Source organism: Cobetia sp. MB87, from assembly GCF_011319755.1.
GTDB lineage: Bacteria > Pseudomonadota > Gammaproteobacteria > Pseudomonadales > Halomonadaceae > Cobetia.
Genome location: NZ_VFBC01000012.1, coordinates 79,881 through 97,465 on the forward strand (window position 1 = coordinate 79,881; position 17,585 = coordinate 97,465).

Annotated in this window: 16 protein-coding genes; 5 read left to right on the forward strand and 11 right to left on the reverse strand. The window is 64.0% G+C overall.

Annotation, left to right across the window (positions count from 1 at the left end):
- Window positions 1–103: 103 nt before the first annotated feature.
- The 7 genes from CDPAHKCJ_RS13075 to ampD form a co-directional block, all read right to left on the reverse strand.
- Entirely contained in the window at window positions 104–922 is an 819-nt protein-coding gene (locus CDPAHKCJ_RS13075; RefSeq protein ID WP_166020178.1) for an undecaprenyl-diphosphate phosphatase, read from the reverse strand.
- Between the two features lie 205 nt (window positions 923–1,127).
- The gene (gene tsaB / locus CDPAHKCJ_RS13080; RefSeq protein WP_166020180.1) at window positions 1,128–1,823 is read right to left on the reverse strand and encodes a tRNA (adenosine(37)-N6)-threonylcarbamoyltransferase complex dimerization subunit type 1 TsaB; all 696 of its coding nucleotides are present in this window, start codon (window positions 1,821–1,823) and stop codon (window positions 1,128–1,130) included.
- Window positions 1,824–2,112: 289 nt separating this feature from the next.
- Window positions 2,113–2,769: an adenylate kinase gene (gene adk / locus CDPAHKCJ_RS13085; RefSeq protein WP_131432716.1), complete on the reverse strand. Its 657-nt coding sequence runs from the start codon at window positions 2,767–2,769 to the stop codon at window positions 2,113–2,115.
- Between the two features lie 554 nt (window positions 2,770–3,323).
- Complete coding sequence (locus tag CDPAHKCJ_RS13090) at window positions 3,324–4,085, reverse strand: TerC family protein (RefSeq protein ID WP_043333781.1); 762 nt, start codon at window positions 4,083–4,085, stop codon at window positions 3,324–3,326.
- Window positions 4,086–4,308: 223 nt separating this feature from the next.
- Complete coding sequence (aceF, locus tag CDPAHKCJ_RS13095; protein WP_166020182.1) at window positions 4,309–6,342, reverse strand: pyruvate dehydrogenase complex dihydrolipoyllysine-residue acetyltransferase; 2,034 nt, start codon at window positions 6,340–6,342, stop codon at window positions 4,309–4,311.
- 105 nt (window positions 6,343–6,447) lie between these two features.
- On the reverse strand, window positions 6,448–9,123 hold the full coding sequence (gene aceE, locus CDPAHKCJ_RS13100) for a pyruvate dehydrogenase (acetyl-transferring), homodimeric type (protein WP_166020184.1): 2,676 nt from the start codon (window positions 9,121–9,123) through the stop codon (window positions 6,448–6,450).
- A gap of 448 nt (window positions 9,124–9,571) precedes the next feature.
- Entirely contained in the window at window positions 9,572–10,183 is a 612-nt protein-coding gene (gene ampD / locus CDPAHKCJ_RS13105; protein ID WP_052384569.1) for a 1,6-anhydro-N-acetylmuramyl-L-alanine amidase AmpD, read from the reverse strand.
- 171 nt (window positions 10,184–10,354) lie between these two features.
- On the opposite strand from ampD, the gene nadC reads away from it, so the two are divergent.
- The 3 genes from nadC to CDPAHKCJ_RS13120 all read left to right on the forward strand — a co-directional run bounded on the left by nadC (window position 10,355) and on the right by CDPAHKCJ_RS13120 (window position 12,920).
- Window positions 10,355–11,218: a carboxylating nicotinate-nucleotide diphosphorylase gene (nadC, locus tag CDPAHKCJ_RS13110; RefSeq protein ID WP_166020186.1), complete on the forward strand. Its 864-nt coding sequence runs from the start codon at window positions 10,355–10,357 to the stop codon at window positions 11,216–11,218.
- Between the two features lie 110 nt (window positions 11,219–11,328).
- Window positions 11,329–11,988, forward strand: a complete 660-nt coding sequence (locus CDPAHKCJ_RS13115) for a class I SAM-dependent methyltransferase (protein WP_166020189.1) — start codon at window positions 11,329–11,331, stop codon at window positions 11,986–11,988.
- A 137-nt stretch (window positions 11,989–12,125) separates the two neighbouring features.
- A complete protein-coding gene (locus CDPAHKCJ_RS13120; RefSeq protein WP_166020191.1) occupies window positions 12,126–12,920 on the forward strand; it encodes an SDR family oxidoreductase in 795 nt (264 codons plus the stop codon).
- Between the two features lie 139 nt (window positions 12,921–13,059).
- On the opposite strand, the gene CDPAHKCJ_RS13125 is transcribed toward CDPAHKCJ_RS13120, so the two are convergent.
- The 4 genes from CDPAHKCJ_RS13125 to CDPAHKCJ_RS13140 all read right to left on the reverse strand — a co-directional run bounded on the left by CDPAHKCJ_RS13125 (window position 13,060) and on the right by CDPAHKCJ_RS13140 (window position 15,610).
- Window positions 13,060–13,581: a GNAT family N-acetyltransferase gene (locus tag CDPAHKCJ_RS13125; protein ID WP_240916811.1), complete on the reverse strand. Its 522-nt coding sequence runs from the start codon at window positions 13,579–13,581 to the stop codon at window positions 13,060–13,062.
- 93 nt (window positions 13,582–13,674) lie between these two features.
- Window positions 13,675–14,355, reverse strand: coding sequence for an acireductone synthase (gene mtnC, locus CDPAHKCJ_RS13130; RefSeq protein WP_166020193.1), 681 nt, complete (start codon window positions 14,353–14,355; stop codon window positions 13,675–13,677).
- The gene (locus tag CDPAHKCJ_RS13135) at window positions 14,352–14,948 is read right to left on the reverse strand and encodes a cupin (protein WP_166020195.1); all 597 of its coding nucleotides are present in this window, start codon (window positions 14,946–14,948) and stop codon (window positions 14,352–14,354) included. The genes mtnC and CDPAHKCJ_RS13135 overlap by 4 nt, the downstream gene beginning before the upstream one ends.
- A complete protein-coding gene (locus CDPAHKCJ_RS13140) occupies window positions 14,945–15,610 on the reverse strand; it encodes a methylthioribulose 1-phosphate dehydratase (RefSeq protein WP_166020197.1) in 666 nt (221 codons plus the stop codon). The genes CDPAHKCJ_RS13135 and CDPAHKCJ_RS13140 overlap by 4 nt, the downstream gene beginning before the upstream one ends.
- Before the next feature lie 359 nt (window positions 15,611–15,969).
- Between CDPAHKCJ_RS13140 and tsaA the strand changes: the two genes are divergently transcribed.
- Together tsaA and CDPAHKCJ_RS13150 are read left to right on the forward strand one after the other, a co-directional pair.
- Window positions 15,970–16,710: a tRNA (N6-threonylcarbamoyladenosine(37)-N6)-methyltransferase TrmO gene (tsaA, locus tag CDPAHKCJ_RS13145; protein WP_166020243.1), complete on the forward strand. Its 741-nt coding sequence runs from the start codon at window positions 15,970–15,972 to the stop codon at window positions 16,708–16,710.
- Window positions 16,711–16,896: 186 nt separating this feature from the next.
- Entirely contained in the window at window positions 16,897–17,475 is a 579-nt protein-coding gene (locus tag CDPAHKCJ_RS13150; protein WP_043333775.1) for an NAD(P)H-dependent oxidoreductase, read from the forward strand.
- The last annotated feature ends 110 nt before the right edge of the window (window positions 17,476–17,585 follow it).

The following is a 17,585-nucleotide window of genomic DNA, read 5'->3' on the forward strand; positions in this document are numbered from 1 at the left end:
GGGAAAGGGAAACTCGCATGGCATGCGATCAGGATGACAAACGCCGACGGCGCCGCAAGAGCGACGCCGTCAGTGGACAAGCTTACGTCATCGCGTGCACGGCTTACAGCAGCAACAGCATGCCGAACAGCATCATGCCCAGCAGCAGGCGGTAGATGACGAAGGGCAACATACCGATGCTGTCGATGGCCTTGAGGAACAGCTTTATGCACACCAGAGCGGAGACGAAGGACAGCACCACGCCGAGGGCGACATCGAACAACTGGGCCTCGCTGCCGGTCTCGATCAGCTCCAGGCCCTTGAGCAGGCCGGCCGCGACGATCAGCGGAATCGACAGCAGGAAGGAGAAGCGCGCGGCGCTCTGACGCTCGAAGCCCAGCAGCAGCGCGGCAGTGATGGTGATGCCCGAACGCGAGGTGCCGGGAATCAGGGCCAGTGCCTGGAACAGGCCGATGATCAACGCGCCCTTGAGCGTCAGCGTCGCCAGATCACGCGTGCGTGTGCCCTTGACGTCCGCCCACCACAGCAGCAGACCGAAGACGATGGTGGTGGTGCCGATCACCGCGATCGAGCGCCCGGCCGTTTCCACCACATCGCCCAGCAGGCCGCCGAAGATCACGGCCGGCAGCGTCGCCAGCAACACCGCCCAGCCCAGGCGGCTGTCTTCGGTCTGGCGCGCCGCCAGCGTGCCGCCGCCACTGAACTGACCAAACCAGCCAACGAGAATATTGGCGACGTCCTTGCGGAAGGCCATCACCACGGCCAGCAAGGTACCGACGTGTACCGCGACATCAAACGCCAACCCCTGGTCCGGCCAGCCGAACACCTGGGAGGGCAGAATCAGGTGAGCGGAGGAGGAAATCGGCAGAAATTCCGTCAGACCTTGAATGACGGCCAACGCCACCACATGCATGAGTTCCATGAAACATCCTTTTAAGAGAGACGGGCCTCATTGGCCCACACGGACGACAGACATCGTCTGTGGCACTGCACGTGCCGTAGTGACAGGACAACGCTTTGCATCAAGCCGCGCCGCGAGTGTCGGGCGCGACATGATGATGCGTGAACCTTATGTCAGCCTTGGCTGAACCCACGATGACGCAACGAGATGGCAATCCCTGATGCCATCAGCGCCATGCCACCTCATTGCGCAGATAGACCGGCTGGGCCTCGACCGCCGACACCGCTTCACCGCGGGCATACGCCTGGGCGGCCAGCATCACCATGGCCTCGGCATCCGGTTGCGGCTCGGGCAGTTGCAGTGCCAGGCTGGCGCGCACGCTCTGGGACAGCTCGTCGTGCATCACCAGACCCGAGCCGACCGCCAGCCAGTCATGCTCACGCAGCGCCGCAGGCAGCTCCAGCAGGCCCGGAGCGCAGACCTGCTCGGGCAGCACCTGCTCGACCTCGATCTCGCCGTCAGCGCGCGTCACGACGCGATAGGCGCCGGTGTAGAGCTCGCCCATGCGTGCATCCAGCATCGGCAGCACGAAACGCGCGTGATGCAGGCGGTGGGCCTGCAGTGTCAGGGCCGCCAGCGTCGAGACGCCGATCACCGGTACATCGAGACCGAAGGCGAGCCCCTGGATGGTGCCAGCAGCGATGCGCAATCCGGTGAACGAACCCGGTCCGTGGCCATAGGCCAGGGCATCGAGGTCGTTGAGAGTCAGACCGGCGGCATCCAGCAGCGCCTCGATCATCGGCATCATGCGCTGGGTGTGCTGACGGGGAGCCTCACAGCGCTCGGCAGTAACAACGCCGTCTTGCCACAGGGCAACGGAACAGGCGGAAGAGGATGCATCGATGGCCAGAAGCGTGGTCATGGGCGGTTCGTCGTCAGAAAAATGTGACGCGATTCTACCCGTCCCCCGCGGGCAGCAAAAGACGCAGGCTGTCCACGGCAGGTGTCGGCCACGGGCGTCACTCCTGCTGCAACCCCCAAGCCCACGCCGGCAAGCGGCCTGCCGCAACGCCTGATTCCTGATTCGCGCCAGTATGCGAAGAACAAAAAACGCCCGCAGACAATGTCTGCGGGCGTTCTTCGTCAGGCGGCCGGCTTCACCAGCGCGATCAGACCTGTTCCATCTGAGCCACCTGAAACGTGCCAGGCAATCAGTGCTCCAGTGCGCTGACCAGCTGGGCACGAATGTCGTCGACCGAGCCGACGCCTTCGATGCGGTGGTAGGCCGGTGCCTGGGCATCGCCAGTGGCAGACCAGCTGGAGTAGTACTCGACCAGCGGTTCCGTCTGCTCGTGATAGACGGACAGACGGTTGCGTACGGTGGCTTCGCGATCGTCTTCACGCTGGATCAGGGCTTCGCCGGTGACGTCGTCCTTGCCTTCTTCGCGCGGCGGGTTGTACTCGATGTGATAGACGCGACCGGAATCCGGGTGCACACGACGACCGGACAGACGCTTGACGATCTCTTCGTCAGCGACGGCGATCTCGACCACGTGGTCCAGCTTCACGCCTGCTTCCTTCATGGCGTCAGCCTGCGGAATGGTGCGCGGGAAGCCGTCGAACAGGAAGCCGTTCTCGCAATCGGGCTGGCTGATGCGCTCCTTGACCAGGGCGATGATGATCTCGTCGGACACCAGTCCGCCGGTATTCATGATCTCCTTGACCTTGAGTCCCAGCTCGCTGCCGGCCTTGACCGCGGCGCGCAGCATGTCTCCGGTGGAGATCTGCGGGATATTGAAACGCTCGCAGATGAACTGGGCCTGGGTGCCCTTGCCGGCGCCGGGGGCGCCCAACAGGATCAAACGCATCGGTACTGCTCCTTGAGTGTGCAGATGAAAAGCATCAAACGGGTGTAAAGGGTCATCTGGCGCTGGTGCACCTTGCCCTCGGCGGCAGATAGCCATCCAAGGCGCTCTGGTCGTCGACACGATCGAGGTGAAGCGGCGAAGCTCGCGGCGTCGAGACGCTCGACTACCTCATGAGGGCCGAACGCATCGAGCGTATCGATGACCAGGATGAATATGGGTAGCGGACCAATATGTGCTGCGCGAAGCGACGGCGCGCACGGATGATCTCATTATGTCATCGCCATGCAATGTAGAGCTGACGATACCGTTCACACGACGCCGGCACAAGCACACCAAAGGCGCGTATGCCGCCCTTTGGCACTGTTTTGGCGCGCAGGAGGGCCTGTCGTCCTCCTCGCCGGTTCACGACCTGCCATACACGGCTGTCATGACACGAAAACGCCCCCTGCGGCACGCGGTCGCAGAGGGCGTCTTTCCACTCACGCCGGGCCACCTTGCTCAGTCGCCATGGCGTGATCAGGCTGAGTCATGTCAGCCGTTGGTGTGCCAATGCCTCACTCGGTCACGTCTTCCGCCTGGCTGCTGCGACGCAGGCGCACGGCCTTGGCGCGCTTGCTGCGCAGACGGATGTTGAGCATTTCCACCGCCAGCGAGAAGGCCATCGCCACGTAGATGTAGCCCTTGGGCACGTGAACACCGAAGCCTTCGACCATCAGCATCATGCCGACCATGATCAGGAAGGACAGCGCCAGCATCTTGATGGTCGGATGACGATCGACGAAATCACCGATGGGCTTGGCAGCCACCATCATGATGCCCACCGAGATGACGATGGCGATGACCATCACCATCAGGTGATCGACCATGCCCACCGCCGTGATCACCGAATCCAGCGAGAAGACGATATCGATCAAGGCGATCTGGACCATGATCGCCATGAAGCTGGCGCTGCCCTTCTTCGCGCCCTCTTCGGCGGGGTCTTCGCCTTCCAGATTGGCGTGTATCTCGTGGGTGCTCTTGCCGAGCAGGAACAGGCCCCCGAAGACCAGAATCAGATCACGTCCCGAGAAGCTGAAGTCGGCCACGCTGAACAGGGGCGCGGTCAGCGACATCAGCCATGACAACGACATCAACAGCACGATGCGCATGCCCATCGCCAGGCCCAGGCCGATCATGCGCCCGCGCTGACGCTGGGACTCGGGCAGCCGCGCGACCAGTATCGACAGGAAGATGATGTTGTCGATGCCCAGCACGATCTCGAGCGCGGTCAGGGTCGCCAGAGCCACCCATGCCGAAGGGTCCATCAACCATTCCATTGTCTTGCTCCTTGTGTGTTGCGAGAACCGGCCTTCCCGGGTCGTGCCAGCACGATGCGGCAGATCGCGGCAGGTTGGCGGGAAGCATCGCATGTTGTGCAGGGCAGCAACAGCCGTCGCCGCCCTGCCACGCCAACGCACACGCACAAAAAAACGGCCTCCCGAAGGAGGCCGTTCTGTCGACAGGCCATCTGGCACCTGCCCTTGTCATGCAAGGTACGGATCAGAGCAGCAGACGACGCACGTCGGTCAGCACCTGAGCCAGATACGCCGTGAAGCGTGCTGCATCCGCCCCGTTCACCGCACGGTGATCGTAGGACAGTGACAGCGGCATCATCAGACGCGGCTGGAAGGCAGCGCCGTCCCACACCGGCTTCATCTGCGCCTTGGAGACGCCCAGGATGGCGACTTCCGGCGTGTTGACGATCGGTGTGAAGGCAGTACCGCCAATGGAGCCAAGGCTCGAGATGGTGAAGCAACCACCGGTCATCTCTTCGCGCTTGAGCTTCTTGGTCTGCGCCTTCTTGGCCAGTTCCACGGATTCGCGGGCCAGCTCCAGCAGGCTCTTCTGATCCGCATTGCGGATCACCGGCACCATCAGGCCGTCCGGCGTATCCACCGCGATACCGATGTGCACGTACTTCTTGTGCACCAGGGTCTCGCCGTCAGATTTGAGGCTGACGTTGAACTGCGGATACTTGGCCAGCGCGTGAGCCGCCGCCTTGATCATGAACGGCAGCGGCGTGAGCTTGGCACCTGCCGCTTCCGCCTCGGCCTTCATGGACTTGCGGAAGGCCTCGAGCTCGGTGATGTCAGCTTCATCGAACTGGGTCACGTGCGGGACGTTGAGCCAGCTGCGATGCAGATTGGTGGCACCGGCCTTCATCAGGCGGCCCATCTTCTTCTCTTCGATCTCACCGAACTGACTGAAGTCCTGATCCGGCACCTGCGGGATACCGGCACCGCCGGTGGCCTGCGCGGCAGGGGCTGCCGGTGCGGACTTGGCCTTCTGCATCATCTGCTTGACGTAGGCCTGGACATCTTCCTTCACCACACGGCCCTTCGGGCCGCTGCCGGAGACGTCTGCCAGATCGACACCGAACTCACGTGCCAGCAGGCGAACCGCAGGCCCTGCGTGGACCTTGGCACCCTTGCTCGGCTTGTGAGCGGCCATCTGGGCTTCCGGACTCGGCGCACCGGCCGGTGTCGGAGCCGGCTTCTGCTCGCTCTTCTCCGCCTTGGGAGCAGCCGGCGCTTCGGACTTGGCAGCCTTCGGCGCAGGCGCGGCACCCGCGACCTCGATGTAACCGATCAGGTCACCCTCGGAGACGGTGTCACCTTCCTTGACGGAAAGCTCCACCACCTTGCCCTTGTAGGGGCTCGGGATGTCCATGGTCGCCTTGTCGGACTCGAGCGTGATCAGCGCGTCTTCTTCGTTGACCTCATCACCGACGGCCACGGCCATCTCGATGATCGGCACGCTGTCGCTGCCGGACAGATCCGGAACACGCAGTTCCTTGCGCTCCGGCTCACCGGAGGCCTGTTCTTCTTCAGCAGCCGGCGCTTCGGAGGACGTGTCTTCAGAGGTGGACTCGGACGAAGACGCCTGCTCGGCCGGCGCGGAATCAGACGCGCTGTCGCCGCCTTCACCGGCGATTTCCATCTGACCGATGACATCACCGGAAGAGACGCTGTCGCCTTCCTTGACGGTCAGCTTGACGATCTTGCCCTTGTGCGGGCTCGGGACGTCCATGCTGGCCTTGTCGGATTCCAGCGTGATCAGCGCATCTTCGGCGTCGACTTCGTCGCCTTCGGAGACGGCCATCTCGATGATCGGCACGGCCTCGGAGTCGCCCAGGTCCGGCACGACGATGTCGACGGTCCGGGTGCCACTGGAAGCGGCCTTCGGTGCAGAAGCTTCTTCTTTCGACGCTTGCTGCTCAGAGGCTTCCTGCTTGGGAGCCTCTTCCTTGGGCGCTTCCTGCTCGTCAGAAGCGTCAGAGGAGGTGTCACCACCGCCTTCGGCTTCCAGCTCCAGGATATCGTCGCCTTCGGAGACGGTGTCGCCTTCCTTGACGAGAATCTTCACCACCTTGCCGCCCTTCGGTGCCGGCACATCCATGCTGGCCTTGTCGGACTCAAGAGTGATCATGGTGTCTTCGGCGGAGATGACATCTCCGACCGCCACCGCTATCTCGATGATCTCGACATCGGAACTACCGCCAATGTCGGGAACCTTGATGATTTCGCTGCTCAAGATCGTGCTCCTTCCAAAACGTGCACGGGGAGCGGCACCCGATTCACCTTCGCATCATCATGATGTCGAGGAGGGAGTGCCGCTCGCCTGTTCCGCGATCTCCGCTCAGACGTTCAGCGGATTCGGCTTGTTGGGGTCGATGCCGTAGGTCTTGATCGCTTCCGCGACCACCTTGCGGTCGATCTCACCACGATCCGCCAGCGCCTTCAGCGCCTGGACGGTGACGAAGTTGCGGTCGACTTCGAAGAAGTGACGCAGCTTCTCGCGGGTATCGGAACGACCGAAACCGTCGGTACCGAGCACGTGATAGTCAGCCGGCACCCAGGCACGAACCTGATCAGCAAACAGCTTCATGTAGTCAGTGGCAGCCACGACCGGGCCGTCACGTCCTTCCAGGCACTGGGTAATGTGCGGCTTGGCCGGGGTCTCTTCCGGCTTGAGGAAGGCCTGACGATCCAGTTCCAGCGCTTCGCGACGCAGCTCGTTGAAGCTGGTGACGCTCCAGATGTCGGCGTCAACACCGTAGTCCTGCTTGAGCATCTCGGCGGCTGCCTCGACTTCACGCAGGATGGTGCCGGAACCCAGCAGCTGAACGCGTGCCTTGCCGTCCTTGCCGCCTTCCTTGAGCAGGTACATCCCCTTGATGATGTCCTCTGCGGGCACCGACTCGAGTGCCGGCTGCTCGTAGTTCTCGTTCATCACCGCCAGGTAGTAGAAGACCGGCTCGTGCTGCTCGAACATGCGCTTCATGCCGTCCTGCACGATGACCGCCACTTCGTGAGCGTAGGTCGGGTCGTAGGTACGGCAGTTCGGGATGGTCGAGGCCAGGATATGGCTGTGACCATCCTGGTGCTGCAGACCTTCACCGTTCAGGGTGGTACGACCGGCAGTACCGCCGACCAGGAAGCCACGTGCCTGCAGGTCGCCTGCGGCCCACGCCAGGTCACCGATGCGCTGGAAGCCGAACATCGAGTAGTAGACGTAGAACGGCATCAGCGGCAGGTTGTGGTTGGCGTAGGACGTAGCCGCCGCCACCCACGCAGACATGGCGCCTGCTTCGGAGATACCTTCCTCGAGGACCTGACCTTTCTGGTCCTCGCGGTAATACATGATCTGACCCTTGTCGACCGGCTCATACTTCTGGCCTGCCGCGGTGTAGATGCCCAGCTGACGGAACATGCCTTCCATGCCGAAGGTACGCGCTTCGTCAGGAATGATCGGCACGACACGCTCGCCGAGGGTCTTGTGCTTGACCAGACCGTTGAGCACGCGCACGAAGGCCATGGTGGTGGACACCTCACGCCCGTTGGAACCCTTGAGCTGGGACGCGAAGATCTTGTCGTCCAGCGGCGGGATTTCCAGCGTTTCGTACTCGGTGCGACGCTGCGGCAGGTAGCCGTTCAGACGTTCGCGCATGAGGTGCATGTACTTCATTTCCGGGCTGTCGTCCGCCGGCTTGTAGTACGGCACTTCCTCGAGCTGTTCGTCGGTCAGCGGAATACCGAAGCGATCGCGGAATGTCTTCAGCGCTTCGTGTTCCATGGTCTTGACCTGGTGGGCTTCGTTGGCCGCTTCGCCATCGCCCATGCCCATGCCGTAACCCTTGACGGTGTGCGCCAGGATGACGGTCGGACGACCATTGGCGTTGTTGACCGCCTCGTGATACGCCGCGTAGACCTTGTACGGGTCATGGCCACCACGGTTCAGACGCCAGATATCGTCGTCTGACATGTCCTTGACCAGATCGGCCGTCTCCGGGTACTTGCCGAAGAAGTGCTCGCGCGTGTACGCGCCGCCATTGGCCTTGTAGTTCTGGTAGTCGCCGTCAACCGCTTCGTCCATGCGCTTCTGCAGGATGCCTTTCTTGTCCTGTTCGAAGAGCGGATCCCAGAAACGACCCCAGGTGACCTTGAGCACGTTCCAGTCGGCACCACGGAAGACGCCTTCCAGCTCGTCCATGATACGGCCGTTGCCGCGCACCGGACCGTCAAGACGCTGCAGGTTGCAGTTGATGACGAAGATCAGGTTGTCGAGGTTCTCGCGGCCAGCCAGCGAGATGGCACCGAGGGATTCCGGCTCGTCACACTCGCCGTCACCCATGAAGCACCACACCTTGCGGTCGTACATGGACTTCAACTCACGCGAGTTGAGGTACTTCATGACGTGCGCCTGGTAGATCGCCTGGATCGGACCCAGACCCATGGAGACGGTCGGGAACTGCCAGTAATCCGGCATCAGCCACGGGTGCGGATAGGAAGACAGGCCGTTGCCGTCGACTTCCTGACGGAAGCTGTCCATCTGCTCCTGGCTGAGACGACCTTCCAGGAAGGAACGGGCGTAGATGCCCGGCGCCACGTGACCCTGGATGTAAAGCAGATCGCCTTCGAAATCTCCTTCCGGTGCACGGAAGAAGTGGTTGAAACCTACGTCATAAAGCGTCGCACTGGACATGAAGCTCGAGATGTGACCGCCCAGGCCCTTGTGGGCACGGTTGTTGCGGATCACCTGAGCGATGGCGTTGTAACGGATAAGCGAACGGATACGACGCTCCATGAACAGGTCGCCCGGCATGCGCGCTTCGCGGTGCACGGGGATACTGTTGCGATGGGGCGTGGTCACCGAGAAGGGCACCTGATGGCCATCACGACGCAGGCGGTCGGCCAGGCGTGACATCAGGTACTGGGCACGATCCTCACCCTCACGATCCAGAACCGATTCCAGGGAGTCCAACCATTCCGTGGTTTCGATCGGATCGAGATCTTCTCTTGCCTCCAGACTCATAGACGTCTCTCCGAGTGAAGAAATTTTTTGTCAAACGTTTCGACGAACAGCGATATCGAAACCAGTGGCGCTCTTCAGTGTGGGCACGACCTTCTGAGTGGGTCGCATCTCCGATAGACCTGTCGTGACCGGGTCTTGCCGGCCGTCAATCTCGACGCGCATCCTGCGCCAAAGCAGGGCACAAGATGCAGTCATTTGGCGTGAAAGATACCGCAAACACCCCCGCGTGCCAATTCAGGGCAGCAAGACTCACCGGGCAGGTGCAACGCTTGGCTGCCCCGCGGCAGCACTGGCCTCATGCGCCTTGCGGTCGGCACTCATACCCCAGACTGAGCCGCCCTCGACGGCCATGATGTAGTAAAACTACCAACGCGCCCCGCCACTGGGCGTTTCCTGCCTGGAGAGGCCTCGCGATGCTGCAATGCACCATCGCGAGGCACCTGCGACCTTAGTCCTGAATGTCGTCCAGCAGGCGATCGAAGTAAGCCCAATCGAAGGCCGGGCCAGGATCCGTCTTGCGCAACGGCGCAATCCGCGCATGCGAGGTGATGCGCTCGCGCGTCAGCGCGGGATAGCTCGCCATCAGACCGGCCACGGTGCGTGCCAGGGTGCGATATTGGACATCACGATAGGGATGCACCTCATCGCCCTCGAGCTCGATGCCGATGGTGAAGTCATTGAGCTCGACACGCTCACGCTGACCGTCATGCCAGCGCGAGCGACCGGCGTGCCAGGCACGGCGGTCGAAGGGCACGAACTGCACCAGGCGACCGTCGCGCTGGATCAGCACATGCGCCGAGACGCGCAGCTGATGGATATCGGCAAAGTAGGGATGGGCGCCGGGATCGAGCTGGTTGGTGAACAGCTGCTCGATGGCCGGGCCGCCGAAGCGTCCGGGCGGCAGGCTGATGGAATGCAGCACCAGCGCCGAGACTTCTCCCTCGGGACGAGCATTGTGATTGGGAGACGGCACCTGACGGGCGCTCTCCAGCCAGTGCTCGGGGGTGACCGCCAGACGCGTCAGGTGGCCCGACCGCGGGGAAGAGGACAAGGGGGGCATCGAAGACTCCAGACGGGAAGGTCGTCGCACGCGGGGACTGACCGCTCGCGTGGCTTTTCCTATAATGGCGCACATTATGGCATGCTCGGCAGCCACGGGTCTGTGCCGCTGCCTCGGCACACGGACAGACCCCTGCACCGGCAGCACTCTTCGCACAAGGATCAGACGCGCATGAACTTCCACGACGCCCTCGCCGAGGATATCCGTACCAGCGCCGCCCGCCTGCTCGCCGAGGATGTCGGCGGTGGCGATATCACTGCCGAATTGATTCCGGAGCGCCAGTGGGCCAAGGCGCGCGTGATCAGCCGTGAACCGGCCATCCTGTGCGGTGTGCCCTGGGTCGATGAGCTGTTTCGTCGCCTCGATCCGCGCGTCAGCCTCAAGTGGCTGGCCAGCGACGGTGATCGCCTCGAGGCCGACGCGCCCTTCCTGGAGCTGGAAGGCCCGGCACGCTCGCTGCTGACCGGCGAGCGCGCGGCGCTCAACCTGCTGCAGACGCTCTCCGGCACCGCGACTCGCGCCAACCACTATGCCTCGCTGGTCGAGGGCAGTGGCGTGCGCCTGCTCGATACCCGCAAGACCCTGCCGGGCATGCGTGTCGCGCAGAAGTATGCCGTCAGCTGCGGTGGTGGCCACAATCATCGCATCGGCCTCTATGACGCCTTCTTGATCAAGGAAAACCATATCGCCGCCTGTGGCAGCATCGCGGCAGCGGTGCGTGAGGCGCGCGACATCGCCTCCGACGTCACCTGCGAAGTGGAAGTCGAGAATTTCGAGGAGCTGGCCCAGGCACTGGATGCCGGTGCCGACGTCATCATGCTCGACAACTTCGACAACGATCAGCTCATCGAGGCCGTGGCGCGCAACAAGGCGCATGCCAAGCCGGCCGTGCTGGAAGCCTCCGGCAACGTCAGCGAGTCGACCCTGCCGGGTATCGCCGCCACCGGCGTGGATTGCATCTCGATCGGCGCGCTGACCAAGGACGTGACCTCCATCGACCTGTCGATGCGCATCTACACTGTCGAGACCCGCTAGCCAACGACAGGGGAATGCCTCCCTGCTGGCCAGCTCCTGTCCTGCAGAGATCGCCGCTGACGCCGGCCCATCTGTCACGACGCATTGCCATGCCGCCAGGGAGGCGCCCCATGTCCCCGCCATCTCCTCATCAGCCGCCGTCTGAAGCCCCCAGGGCATCAGGCGGCGGCTGGCAGACGCGCCGCTGGAGTCTCTACGCGCCGATCTATGACCGTGTGGCCGCTCGCATCCTGCGCTCCGCGCGGCGCGACGCCATCGCGACCCTGGATATCCAGGCGGGCACCCGCGTGCTGCTGCTCGGCGGCGGCACCGGGCTCGACCTGCCTTTCCTGCCCCGCGACATCGAACTCGAGGTGATCGACGCCTCCCCCGCCATGCTGAGCCGCTGTCGCGAGCGCGCCGAGACGCTGGGCTTCGATGCCAACGTCAAGCCGGGCGACGCCATGGCGCTCGACTTCCCCGATGGCTATTTCGATGTGGTCATCGCCCACCTGATCATCGCCGTGGTGCCCCAGCCTCAGCGCGCCTTCGATGAAGCGCTGCGCGTGCTGGCCAGCGATGGCGAGCTGTCGCTGCTCGACAAGGGCCTGCGCGGCAATCGCCCGGCCGGGCGACTGCGTCGTCTGCTCAACCCACTGGCCCGGCTGGTGGCGACCAATCTCAATGTGCCACTGGACAACCTGCTGGAGGGCCATGCGGTGCAGCGACTCGAGGACCGCGACCTCGGCCCCGGCGGGGCGTTGCGCCACATGCACCTGCGCAAGATCTGATCTGCATCGCCACTCCCCCTTGCATTGTGCGCCCGGCATCGCCACGCAGTGAGAACACTCGGATGACGAAAGCGACACGGCGCATGGCATCGGCCTGGGCTCTCGTCCCCGTCGTCGCTTCCTGCCAGGAGGTTTGCATGCAGATTGATCTACGCGGCCGCAGCGCCATCATCAGTGGTTCCACTGCCGGTATCGGCTTCGCCATCGCCACGGGGCTTGCCCGTGCAGGCGCCAGCGTCACCTTGACCGGCCGCACCCAGGCGCGTGTCGATGAGGCCGTCGCTAGCCTCAAAGACAAGGTGCCCGGCAGCGAGGTACAGGGCGTGGCCGCCGATCTGGGCACTCGCGACGGCTGTGACACGCTGATTCACGCCGTACCGGACACCGATATCCTGATCAACAATGTCGGCATCTTCGCCCCGCAGGATTTCTTCGACACCGATGACGACACTTGGGAGCAGTTCTTCCAGGTCAACGTGATGTCGGCAGTGCGCCTGTCCCGCCACTATGCACGTGGCATGAAGGAGCGCGACTGGGGCCGCATCCAGTTCCTGTCCAGCGAATCGGCGCTCAACATCCCCAGCGAGATGGTCCACTACGGCATGACCAAGTCGGCCGTCCAGTCTGTCTCGCGCGGGCTCGCCAAGGTGCTGTCCGGCACGCAGGTCACCGTCAACGCCATCCTGCCGGGGCCGACCCGCTCCGAGGGCGTGCTCGAGATGCTCAAGAAGAATGCCGAGGAGCAAGGCAAGGCACTTGAGGAGGTCGAGGCCGATTTCGTCAAGCAGGCCCGCCCGACCTCCATCCTGCAACGCCTGGCAAGCCCCGAGGAAGTCGCCAACATGAGCGTCTACGCTGCCTCCGAGCAGGCCAGCGCCACCACCGGCGCCGCACTGCGCGTGGAAGGCGGCATCGTCGATACCATGGCGTGATCGATCTGATCACGCGGCATGACTGACACACTGCCAGACGCAACACCGTGCCAGACGCAACACCATGCCAGACACAAGACGCCCCCGCCGGATGACCGGCGGGGGCGTCTTCATTTCCGATATCACCGTGACGCACGCGTCACTCGTCGAGGCGTTTCTCGAAGCGCTCGCGCTTGAGGCAGATGCCATCGCGCTTGACGTGCTCAAGCCCCAGGCTGTGCCAGCCACGGCGGGCCAGGCCCGGCGACAGCGTCAGACTGGCCTCCAGACTCATCACGCGCACCTTGCGCTCGCGCAGATCGCGCTCGGCCGCCGCCAGCAACTGGCTGCCGATGCCCTGCCCCATCAGACTCGGATAGACGTAAAGCATCTCGATGCGCGCCAGCGGCCATTCGGGGGCGTACTCGCAGAAGCCGATGCAGCGACCATCACGCTCCGCGACCAGCACCTCGAAGCGATGCTGACGCGCGGCCCAGCGTTCGGCGTCGCGCGGAACACGCGCGGCCCACTGCTGTCGCTGCTCCAGATCATAGTGGCCGGCAGCGCCCTGCATGACGGCCTGGTAGAACACCTCGGCCTGGTCCGCGGCATGCTGCGGCTGCGCCGGCACGATATGAACACGCTCCCTGGCCACTTCACGGCTATCGGTCTGGCTGTGCAATCGTTCGTCCTCCTTGTGTCCTCGAACGAGGACGATGTAATCATGGAAAACCTGACAGGCTCATGGCAGACACCTGTCACTGAAGCGTCCCGCTCAACCGCTGAAGGAAACCTCATCGAAGCGGCTGGCCCGGGGGTGATCGCCCGTGACCATGTCCGGCTCCCGCACCAGCTGCCAGGTATGGAAGCCGGCGGCAGCGGCAGCGTCCAGCTCGGCGACGACATCCGACAGGAACAGGATCTCCGCGCCCGGGATGCCCAGCTGACCGGCAATGCGGCGATAGCTCTCGGCTTCCTGCTTGGGGCCCGTGGTGGTGTCGAAGTAGCCGGCAAACAGCGGAGTCAGATCGCCGACATCGGAATGCCCGAACAGCAGCTTCTGGGCCTGGATGGAGCCTGAAGAGTAGACATACAAGGACAGTCCGCGTTCCTTCCAGTCACGCAATCCCTTCACGGCATCGGGATAGACATGGCCGGTGAAGTCGCCGTCCGCGTAACCCTGTGCCCAGACCATGCCCTGCAGCGCCTTGAGCGGCGTGGCCTTGCGGTCGGCGTCGATCCAGCCTTCCAGAATGGCGATCACGGCCTCGAGATCGGCCTTCGGCGCCTCGGCCAGCTCACGGGTGACGACTAGCTGCTCGGCGACGTCCTCACGCTCGGCATTGGCGCGCACGAAATCGCCCAGGTTGGCGCGCGCATAGGGGAACAGCACCTGATGCACGAAGCGAATCGAGCCGGTCGTGCCCTCGATGTCGGTGACGATGGCGCGAATCATGCGGACTCCTGGGAATGCGGGGCGGCGGACTGGGTGAAATGCTCGGCCAGCGCTTCATGACGCGGGAAGCGGACGGCGATGTCATTGTCGGTGAAGTTGGCGATCCAGCCTTCGGGATTGGTGAACAGACGGATGGCGGTGAAGTCCGGTGTCGGCCCCATGTCGAACCAGTGCGGCGTGCCGGCGGGCACGGCGATCAGGTCATCCTTCTCGCAACCGACCGCCAGCACGCGCTCGCCCAGATGCAGATAGAAGATACCGCTGCCACGCACGAAGAAGCGCACCTCATGCTCTGCATGGCGGTGCTCATCGAGGAACTTGCCGCGCAGGGTGTCGCGGTCAGGGTGATCCGGCGTCAGGCCGATCACGTCGGCGGTCACGAAGCCGTTCTCGGACTTGAGGCGCGCGACATCGTCGGCGTAGGCCGCCAGCACCTGCGTCTGGTCGGTGGGATCACTCATCTCGCAGCCCGCCGTCCAGCGCTCGAAGCGAATGCCTTCGGCCTCGAGTTCGCTGGCGATCTGCGCGCCATCATTGGTGATCAACTGCGGACGCGAGGCGTCCTGCTCGGCATAGATGGCCAGAAAGCTCATCGCTGTCTCCTCAGTTCCAGTTCACAACCCATCAGGAAGTCGAGCGCCTCGATATGGCGGCGACAGGCCGTCATGCTGCTGGCCCAGGTGTAGAGGCCATGGCCGCGGATCAGGTAGCCGTACAGGTTGTCATCAGCGGCCAGGCGAGCACGCACGTCCAGCGCCAGCGCATCAATATCCTGAGTATTGTCGAAGACGGCCAGACGTACCGCCGTCTCATGACTCTTGACGCCTTCCAGCGCCTTGTTGAGCTCGAAGCCCTCCAGGCTCAGGGTGTCGCCCTCATGGCACAGCGACAGCACGGTGGCAGCCCTGGAGTGGGTATGCAGTATCGCCTGGGCGTGGGGCAGGTCTTCGTAGAGCTGACCATGCAGGCGCGCCTCGTCAGAGGCCTTTCGGGAGGTGCCCTGCAGCCTAACGGCAAAATCGCTGACCAGAATGTCGCCACTGGTCAGGCGGCCCTTGTGGCAGCCCGAGGCGGTGACCGCCATCAGGCGATCGCTGAGACGACAGGAGAAGTTGCCACCGGTGGCCGGCACCTGCCCGGCAGCGTCCAGCGCCTGACCAGCCTCGATCAGCTGTTGGCTCGCCAGTGCAAGGCGGTCGAGGTCCAGTGTCGACGGCAGGCCATCGGCAGCGGCAATGGCGATAGGGTCTGACATGATCAAAATTGCCCTCAAGAGTCGCGCGGGGCATTCACGCCCCGTCGCCAGCATCACGATTCAGCGCCATGCGGCGCTGCTCTCGCGGCAGACTACACAAGCCGACCCAGTGAGACCAGTCATGCCGTGCGACGACAGGCATGGCATCATGGCGGCCTGGAATGTCACACGACATTCTGCGCCATCATCACTTCAGCCTCTGCCACGGTCCTGCCATGTCCTCTTCCGATCAGCCCGCCAGCCCCCACTCGACCGCCGACACGGCCGAGCGCCCGATGAGCGATGCCGCACTGGCCAGACGCCTGCCGCTGCTGCCCCCTCATCTGCGTGAGCAGGCCGCGGCGCTGGGGCAACAGGCCATGCAGCCGGTGGGCATCATCGAAAGCTGCTACCCGGACAAGTTCGGCATTCCCCGCCAGCCGGGGCTGGCGCGCCACGCCACCGCCATCCTGCATCTGCTGCCGCCCTTCGATGACCCGGACTGCGTGCGCGACATCGAGGGTTTCAGCCATCTGTGGGTCCATTTCCTGTTCCACGCCAGCCCCACACGCTGGACGCCCTTGATCCGCCCGCCGCGCCTGGGGGGCAATGCGCGCACCGGCGTCTTCGCCTCACGCAGCACCCACCGCCCCAACCGGCTGGGGCAGTCGGTGGTCGAACTGGCAGGCGTCGAGACGGCGGTCAACGCCACGCCGGATGGCGGGCAGTCGGGCAAGCGCAACGGCGTGCGCCTGCTGCTGCGCGGCCATGACCTGCTCGATGGCACGCCGGTGATGGACATCAAGCCGTATCTGCCGTGGGTCGATGCCGTGCCCCAGGCACGTGCCGGCTATGCGCCTGCGTCGCCGCCGCGTCACAGCGTCGTCTTCAGCGCACAGGCCGAGCAGACACTGGCGGCCCGGGCTGACAGCGCCACGCTGCGCGCACTGATCGAGGAAGTGCTCGCCCAGGACCCGCGCCCCGCCTATCACGCCGCCAGGCCCGCCGACGGCAAGCGCCAGTATGGCGTGCGGCTGGTGGACGTGGATGTGCGCTTCACGGCCCGCACGCAACCCGATGGCTCCTTGACGATGGAGGTCGCGGCCATCGTGGCCGTCTGAACAAGCCCCTGCGCGGGTCAGAGCAGCGCCTTGCGCAGTGGGGTCAACGCCTTGCATGAAGCGGATCGAAGGATTGCGCGCGCCAGATCAAGACAATGCCAGATTGGATTGGCAAACCGTCACGAGACCCGACCATACTGGGCGTGCGTTCCTTCATCTCCACTCGTTTCACCGGGAGTCCGCCGCATGAGTATCCGTCTGCTTGCCTTTGCCGCCAGTACCCGCAAGGCCTCCGTCAATCGACGCCTGATCGAGCGCCTGGCACACCACGCCCGACAGGAAGGTGCCGAGGTCAGTCTGCTCGACCTCAACGACTTCCCGATGCCGCTCTACGATGGCGACAGCGAAGAGGCCAATGGCCGTCCCGCCAGCGCCGACCGCCTGCAGGAGATGCTGGCCAGCCATCAGGGGCTGCTGCTGGCGACGCCGGAGTACAACGGCTTCTTCAGCCCGCTGCTCAAGAACACCTTCGACTGGCTGTCACGCCCGGCGGCGGATGGCCAGAGCGGCATGGACGCCCTGCGCGGCATGCCGGTCGGCATCGTCTCGGCCTCACCCGGTGCCATGGGCGGCATGCGGGCGCTGCCCTTCGTGCGCCTGTACCTGAACAACCTCGGCATGCTGGTCGCGCCCCAGCAGATCGCGGTCTCGCGTGCCGCCAGCGCCTTCCACGAGGATGGCAGCCTGGATGACGAAGGCCAGGACCACGCCCTCGCGGCTGTCGCCCGCCAGGTGATCGACCTGGCCAGCCTGCGCGCCTCCTGAAGCGCCACGCCGCTTTCCTCACAGCTACGTTCCCGGCCAGACACTTGGCGCCTGCCAAACAGGAACGGCCCCCTGCCATTGGCAGGGGGCCGTTCCTTGATGCGCTATCT

What these genes read in the sequence shown, in the direction of transcription:
- CDPAHKCJ_RS13090 (WP_043333781.1), bottom strand. Translation starts at nt 4,085, where the DNA reads ATGGAATGGTTGATGGACCCTTCGGCATGGGTGGCTCTGGCGACCCTG.
- CDPAHKCJ_RS13120 (WP_166020191.1), top strand. Translation starts at nt 12,126, where the DNA reads ATGCAGATTGATCTACGCGGCCGCAGCGCCATCATCAGTGGTTCCACT.
- nadC (WP_166020186.1), top strand. Translation starts at nt 10,355, where the DNA reads ATGAACTTCCACGACGCCCTCGCCGAGGATATCCGTACCAGCGCCGCC.
- CDPAHKCJ_RS13115 (WP_166020189.1), top strand. Translation starts at nt 11,329, where the DNA reads ATGTCCCCGCCATCTCCTCATCAGCCGCCGTCTGAAGCCCCCAGGGCA.
- ampD (WP_052384569.1), bottom strand. Translation starts at nt 10,183, where the DNA reads ATGCCCCCCTTGTCCTCTTCCCCGCGGTCGGGCCACCTGACGCGTCTG.
- CDPAHKCJ_RS13135 (WP_166020195.1), bottom strand. Translation starts at nt 14,948, where the DNA reads ATGAGCTTTCTGGCCATCTATGCCGAGCAGGACGCCTCGCGTCCGCAG.
- mtnC (WP_166020193.1), bottom strand. Translation starts at nt 14,355, where the DNA reads ATGATTCGCGCCATCGTCACCGACATCGAGGGCACGACCGGCTCGATT.
- aceE (WP_166020184.1), bottom strand. Translation starts at nt 9,123, where the DNA reads ATGAGTCTGGAGGCAAGAGAAGATCTCGATCCGATCGAAACCACGGAA.
- adk (WP_131432716.1), bottom strand. Translation starts at nt 2,769, where the DNA reads ATGCGTTTGATCCTGTTGGGCGCCCCCGGCGCCGGCAAGGGCACCCAG.
- CDPAHKCJ_RS13075 (WP_166020178.1), bottom strand. Translation starts at nt 922, where the DNA reads ATGGAACTCATGCATGTGGTGGCGTTGGCCGTCATTCAAGGTCTGACG.
- tsaA (WP_166020243.1), top strand. Translation starts at nt 15,970, where the DNA reads ATGCAGCCGGTGGGCATCATCGAAAGCTGCTACCCGGACAAGTTCGGC.
- CDPAHKCJ_RS13140 (WP_166020197.1), bottom strand. Translation starts at nt 15,610, where the DNA reads ATGTCAGACCCTATCGCCATTGCCGCTGCCGATGGCCTGCCGTCGACA.
- tsaB (WP_166020180.1), bottom strand. Translation starts at nt 1,823, where the DNA reads ATGACCACGCTTCTGGCCATCGATGCATCCTCTTCCGCCTGTTCCGTT.
- CDPAHKCJ_RS13150 (WP_043333775.1), top strand. Translation starts at nt 16,897, where the DNA reads ATGAGTATCCGTCTGCTTGCCTTTGCCGCCAGTACCCGCAAGGCCTCC.